The sequence below is a fragment of the Microbacterium sp. CCH5-D1 genome, from assembly GCF_001557335.1.
Taxonomy (GTDB): Bacteria; Actinomycetota; Actinomycetes; order Actinomycetales; family Microbacteriaceae; genus Microbacterium; species Microbacterium oxydans.
Window position 1 is genome coordinate 1 of record NZ_LSJW01000213.1, and the last position, 5959, is coordinate 5959.

The 5959-nt window shown below is 69.6% G+C and carries 6 protein-coding genes; 3 read left to right on the forward strand and 3 right to left on the reverse strand.

Features of this window, described 5'->3' with window-relative positions; translation table 11 throughout:
- Nucleotides 1–46: 46 nt before the first annotated feature.
- Nucleotides 47–436, reverse strand: coding sequence for an SIP domain-containing protein (locus AX744_RS12650; RefSeq protein ID WP_058631559.1), 390 nt, complete (start codon nucleotides 434–436; stop codon nucleotides 47–49).
- 134 nt (nucleotides 437–570) lie between these two features.
- On the opposite strand from AX744_RS12650, the gene AX744_RS12655 reads away from it, so the two are divergent.
- From AX744_RS12655 to AX744_RS12665, 3 genes are read left to right on the forward strand one after another with little or no spacing between them, the layout of a single operon-like run.
- The gene (locus AX744_RS12655; protein WP_017831447.1) at nucleotides 571–834 is read left to right on the forward strand and encodes a glutaredoxin family protein; all 264 of its coding nucleotides are present in this window, start codon (nucleotides 571–573) and stop codon (nucleotides 832–834) included.
- Between the two features lie 31 nt (nucleotides 835–865).
- Entirely contained in the window at nucleotides 866–2260 is a 1395-nt protein-coding gene (locus AX744_RS12660; protein WP_061017245.1) for an MFS transporter, read from the forward strand.
- Between the two features lie 28 nt (nucleotides 2261–2288).
- On the forward strand, nucleotides 2289–4109 hold the full coding sequence (locus AX744_RS12665; RefSeq protein ID WP_197429229.1) for an aldehyde dehydrogenase family protein: 1821 nt from the start codon (nucleotides 2289–2291) through the stop codon (nucleotides 4107–4109).
- 3 nt (nucleotides 4110–4112) lie between these two features.
- On the opposite strand, the gene pip is transcribed toward AX744_RS12665, so the two are convergent.
- Both pip and AX744_RS12675 read right to left on the reverse strand, forming a co-directional pair.
- Nucleotides 4113–5090 (reverse strand): prolyl aminopeptidase, encoded by a 978-nt coding sequence (pip, locus tag AX744_RS12670; protein ID WP_046746659.1) that lies wholly within the window; start codon nucleotides 5088–5090, stop codon nucleotides 4113–4115.
- A gap of 67 nt (nucleotides 5091–5157) precedes the next feature.
- A partial coding sequence (locus AX744_RS12675) for a neutral zinc metallopeptidase (RefSeq protein ID WP_061017247.1) occupies nucleotides 5158–5959 on the reverse strand: 802 nt, incomplete at its 5' end.

The following is a 5959-nucleotide window of genomic DNA, read 5'->3' on the forward strand; positions in this document are numbered from 1 at the left end:
CGCAGCTCAATTGGCCCTCGCGCAGCTCAATTGGCCCTCGCGCAGCTCAATTGGCGACGCCGAGGAGGCTCCGCGCCATGCGGGCCACGTGCGGTGGCGTGTGCGGCCCGAGCCAGACCGTCCACTGCGAAGGCGGCTCGCTGCAGGCCCATTCGACGCACCAGGCATGCACCGCGTTCGCAAGCCTCTCTCCTCGCGTGTGGGCCCTGGTACCGTCTCCGCGAACCAGCCACCGCACCGACACCCCGTCGGGGACGTCGATGTGTCGGAACTGGATGCGCGCCGCCGCCTCGAGGATGACGACCCCCTGGGCGTCCCACGGCAGCCGCGCGGCGATGCTTGCGATGAACCCGGCATCGGCCGCATCGCCGGCGATGAGCACGGCACCCTCGATGTCGTCCCAGTCGGGGTCTTCCAGGTGTTCGCATGCGCTCATGCCCCCAGTGTAAGTAAGGGCACCCTTACTTACAAGAGCCGGCCTCTGTGAGCACCTCGGGGTGCCGACACCCCGAGGCGAACGCCCAGCCGCCACTCAGCGCCAGCCCCTCCGGGCGGCCGTAGGCTGGGTGCATGACTTCTCCTGCCTCCGACACCATCACGATGTTCGGCGCCGACTGGTGCCGCGACTGCATCCGCACCAAGAAGCAGCTCGACGCGCTCGGGGTGGAGTACACGTATGTCGACCTCGTCGCCGAGCCCGCGGCCGCAGACGTCGCGAAGGAGATCTCGGGCCGTACCAACATCCCCGTCGTCGTGTACCCCGATGCCTCGCACCACGTGGAGCCGTCGAACGCCGACGTCGAGTCGAAGCTGCGCGAGCTCTCGCTGATCTGATCCGGCCTCATCGCGCCGCTACACTGGCGCGATGAGCACCGAGGCTCGGCCCGAACGAGCATCAGTCCGCCTGTCTGCCCGCACGATCGTGCTGTACGCGATCGGCTCGCTCGGCACCGGCGGCTATGCCACGTTGCCCGGGCTGGTGCTGACCTACTTCCTCACGGACAACCTCGGCGTCGCCGCGCTCGCTGCGGGGATGATCGTGACGGCCGCGAAGATCTGGGATGTGCTGATCGATCCGCTGATCGGTGCCGCATCCGATCGTCAGCTCGCCCGCACCGGATCGCGTCGCGGTTTCATGGTCACCGGCGCGCTCGCACTCCCCGTCTTCTTCGCCCTCACGTTCGCCGTACCGCCGTCGTGGGGTCCGACCGCCGGAGCGATCAGCGTACTGCTGGCCTTCCTCGCGACCGCGACGGCCTTCAGCCTCTTCCAGGTGCCGTACGTCGCCCTCCCGGCTGAACTGACCGGGGGTTACGACGAGCGCACACGTCTGCTCGGGTGGCGCGTGGTCGTGCTCACGGCGGCCATCCTGCTGTTCGGCGCCGGCGGCCCGGCGTTGCGCAACGCCGGTGACGACCCCGTCATGGGCTACCTCCTGATGGGCATCGCCTCCGGGCTCGTGATCGGCATCGGGATGCTCATCGCCTCCCGCACAGCGGGCGTCGCCGCCGAACGCGGCGCGGTCACGCCCGGCGCGGTCGTCGCCGCATCCACGTGGCGTGATCAGTACATGTCGGGCTTCCGGGCACTCGGACGCAGCCAGCCCTTCCGCGCGCTGCTGGGCACCTTCGTCCTGCAGGCCCTCGCGACCGGGACGATGCTCGCCGGCGCGCAGTACGTCGCCACGTGGGTGCTGCGCTCGGAGGATGCGGTGACGTTCGTGTTCGTCGCGCTCGTGGGCCCGGCGCTGCTCGCGACCCCGGGGTGGACGGTCATCGCCCCACGCGTGGGCAAGGAGCGGGCCTTCGCGATGGCCAGCGCGCTGTTCACGGCTGCTGCCGCATCGCTCGTCGTGGCCGTGTGGTCGCCCGGCCTCTGGATCTACGCCTCGGTCGCCGTCGCCGGCATCGCGTACGCGGGGCTGCAGTCGCTGCCGATGGCGATGCTTCCCGATGTGATCTCGCACGACGAGCGTACGAGCGGGGCAGGGCAGGCCGGCACGTTCACCGGCATCTGGACCGCCGGGGAGACGGTGGGGTTCGCCCTGGGCGCGACGGCGGTGTCCCTGACCCTTGCAGCGACCGGCTACGTCTCGACCGTCGCCGGCACCACCGTCGAGCAACCGGCGGCCGCGGTGACGGGCATCGTCCTCAGCTTCAGCATCCTGCCCGCCGTGTTGATGGCCGGCAGCCTGGTGACGCTCCGCCGCTACCGACTGCGCCGCGCGGACATCGATGCCCTCGAGACCTCCGACGCCTAAGCTGGGATCCCGTCCGAAGGAGACGTCGATGACTTCTGCGAGCACAACCGCCACCTCCCCAGCGGCCGCCGCTGCCGACTCGAAGAGCGCGTCGAAGGGTGCGCCGAAGAACGAAGCGCCGGGGCTGGGCGAAGGCGAACGGGAGCGGCTCGACACCGCTGTCGACGCCCTCCAGGTCGGAGCGCGCACGTGGTCGGCGCTCACGGTCGCCCAGCGGGTGACGCTGCTGCGGGCGGTTCGGACGAGCGTGGCCTCGACGGCCGAGGACTGGGCGAACACGGCCGCATCCTCGAAGGGCCTGGACGCGCGCCATCCCCTCCGCGGCGAGGAGTGGCTGAGCGGTCCCTACAGTGTGCTCGGTGCTCTCGACGCCTACATCGAGACGCTCTCCCGTCTCGCGAACGGTGCCAACCCCCTCGACGGGATCTCCATCGATCGCGCACCGGGCGGACGCACCCGCGTACACGCCTTCCCTCTCACGGGCATCGACAGGTTCCTGCTGTCCGGATTCACGGGCGAGGTCTGGCTGGAACCGGGGATCACCCCGGGAGCGGCACGCGCATCAGCCGGTCTCGCGCAGCGCACGCCCACCGAGTCGGGCGGCGTCGGCCTCGTGCTCGGCGCGGGGAACGTGACCTCGATCCCGGTGCTCGATGTGCTCTACGAACTGCTCGCCCGCAACCGCACGGCACTGCTCAAGGTGAACCCCACGCAGGACGCGCTGGTGCCCGTGTACAAGCGCGCGCTCGCGCCCCTCATCGAGCCCGGCTTCCTGCGCATCGTCCGCGGCGGGCCCGCCACCGGCTCGTATCTCACCGGTCATCCAGGCCTCGTGCACGTGCACATCACCGGCTCGGCGGCGACGTTCGACACCATCGTCTGGGGCCCGTCGAAGGGTGACGGCGCATCCGCGACGAAGCGACGTCGACGCGAGAACCGTCCACTGCTGAAGAAGCCGATCACGGCAGAGCTGGGCGGCGTCTCGCCGATCATCGTGGTGCCTGGCGCGTGGACCGACGCCGACCTCACCTACCAGGCCGAGCACATCGTGACGATGCGCCTGCAGAACTGCGGTCACAACTGCATCGCGGGCCAGGTCGTGATCATGTCGTCCGACTGGGACCAGGCCGAGGCCTTCCGCGCAGCCCTGCGACGTGCGTATGCGAACGCCCCCGAGCGCCCGATCTGGTACCCGGGATCGCCCTCGCGGATGGAGCTCGCGACCGACGCCTACCCCGATGCCCTCGTGCTCGGCGACCGACTGCTCGTCGAGATCGATGCCGACGACGACCCGACCGCCCTGGAGAACACCGAGTACTTCGCACCGGTGCTGGGCGTCGTCACCGTGCCTGGCACGGGCCAGGAGTTCCTCGACGCCGCTGTCGCCCACGCGAACGACAGACTGCAGGGGACCCTCGGCGCGAACCTGCTGATCGACCCCGCGACCGAGAAGTCGCTCGGCACCGGCTTCGAACGGGCCATCGCCGCGCTCCACTACGGCTCCATCGCGATCAACGGCTGGACCGCATTCGGGTTCATCACCCCTACCCTCACCTGGGGCGCGTTCCCCGGCGGCACGATCGAGGACGTCGGGAGCGGCATCGGCGTCGTGCACAACGCCCTCCTGCTCGACGGGGTCGAGCGCTCCGTGCTGCGTGGCCCCTTCCGCCCGTTCCCGCGGTCGCTCCCGATCGCGAACGGGGGCGGACGCCTCACCATCCTGCCGAAGCCGCCGTGGTTCGTCTCCTCGCGGACCGGCGCCGCAGTGAGCGAGGGGCTGACCCGCTTTCGGGTGGACGGCCGCATCAGCGGACTCGTGAAGACCCTGATGAAAGCGCTGCGGGCCTGACGGTCAGCGCTCGGCGCGGGCGAATCGGTCCGTCGCCGCCCGGAGCGCCTTCTGCGTGCCGGGTTCCGTGGCCGCGTGGCCGGCGTCGTCGACCACGACGAACTCCGCCTCCGGCCAGGCACGGTGCAGATCCCACGCGGTCATCATCGGCGTCGCGACATCGTGGCGCCCCTGCACGATCACCGTCGGGATGTGCCGGATGGCGTCGACACCGGCGATCAACTGGCCCTCTTCCCACCAGCCCCGGTGGACGAAGAAGTGGTTCTCGATGCGGGCGAATGCCGTGGCCTTGTCGGGATCGGCCATCGCCTCGATCTGCGCCTCGTTCGGCGTCAGGGTGACGGTCGCCGCTTCCCAGGTGGACCAGGCGATCGCTGCCGGGACGTGCACAGCGGGGTCGGGATCGAACAGCCGGCGGTGATAGGCCTCGATCATGTGCGAGCGCTCCAGCACCGGGATGGGCTCGATGAACTGCTCCCAGAGATCGGGGAAGAGCGCCGCTGCTCCGCCCTCGTAGAACCACTCGAGCTCGACGCGACGCAGCGTGAAGATGCCCCGGAGCACCAGCTCGGTCACGGCTTCGGGGTGCGCCTGCGCGTAGGCGAGGGCCAGCGCACTTCCCCACGATCCGCCGAACACCTGCCACCTCTCGATGCCGAGGTTCTTACGCAGTAGCTCGATGTCGGCGATCAGGTGGGCCGTCGTGATGTAGCGGAGGTCGGCGTCGGGAGCACTCGCATGCGGGGTGCTGCGTCCGCAGCCGCGCTGGTCGAACAGCACGATCCGGTAGCGCTTCGGGTCGAAGAACCGCCGCTGCCAGGGGGACGTCCCGCTGCCGGGGCCGCCGTGGAGGAAGACCACGGGCTTGCCGTCAGGATTGCCGCTGACCTCCCAGTAGACGCGGTGGCCGTCGCCGACGAGCAACTCCCCGGTCTCGTACGGCTCTATCGGTGGATACAGTGCATCCGTCTTCTTCATCATCGGTCCCCCGGCCGGTCGTGCTGACTACATCGTCAACGGTAGCGGACGTTCTCGCACCTGTCCGGTATCACGGATCCAGCTGATCGGCGGGCAGGGTCAGCACCTGCGCGCACACACCCAGACCGTTCTGGTAGCCCTCGGCGAACCATCGCTTCCTCTGTTCGCTGGAGCCGTGCGTCCAGGTCTCCGGATTCGAGAAGCCGGACTGCTCCTGGATGTGGTCGTCGCCCACGGCCTCTGCCGCGTTCAGCGCGTCCTCGATCTGCTGCTCCGTCGGCTTCTCCAGGTACGGATTGCCTTCGGCGTCCTCCTGCTCCGTCATCCGCCCGAGCCACCCGCCTGCGTAGCAGTCGGCCTGCAGCTCGATGCGCACTCCGTTGCTGCCGGGGCCCGTTCCGTTGTTCGGGTAACGGTCCATGTCGCCCGTGATGTTCTGGATGTGGTGCCCCCACTCGTGGCCCACGATGTAGAGCTGGGCGAGATCACCGGCCGAGGCTCCGAACTGCTGCTGCATGAGCTGGAAGAACGTGGGGTCGACGTACACCTTCTCCTCCGGTGGGCAGTAGAACGGTCCGACGGCGTTGGAGGCGGTGCCGCACTGCGTCGAGGTCGCCCCGTCGACGACGATCATCTCCGGCGCGCGGTAGCCCTCGACGTTGTCGCTCCAGAAGGCATCGAGGGCGACCTGCGCACCCGCCATGCGGCAGTCGACGTTCGCGTTGGCATCGGCCCCCGTGTCGCAGTTCTCGATGGCCGATCCGCCGGCCGGCTCGCTGCCTCCGCTCGGAGCGCCGCCGCCGACCAACCCGCTGAGGTCGATGCCGAGCAGAGGACCGGCGATGAGCGCGATGAGCGCGAGCACTCCCACG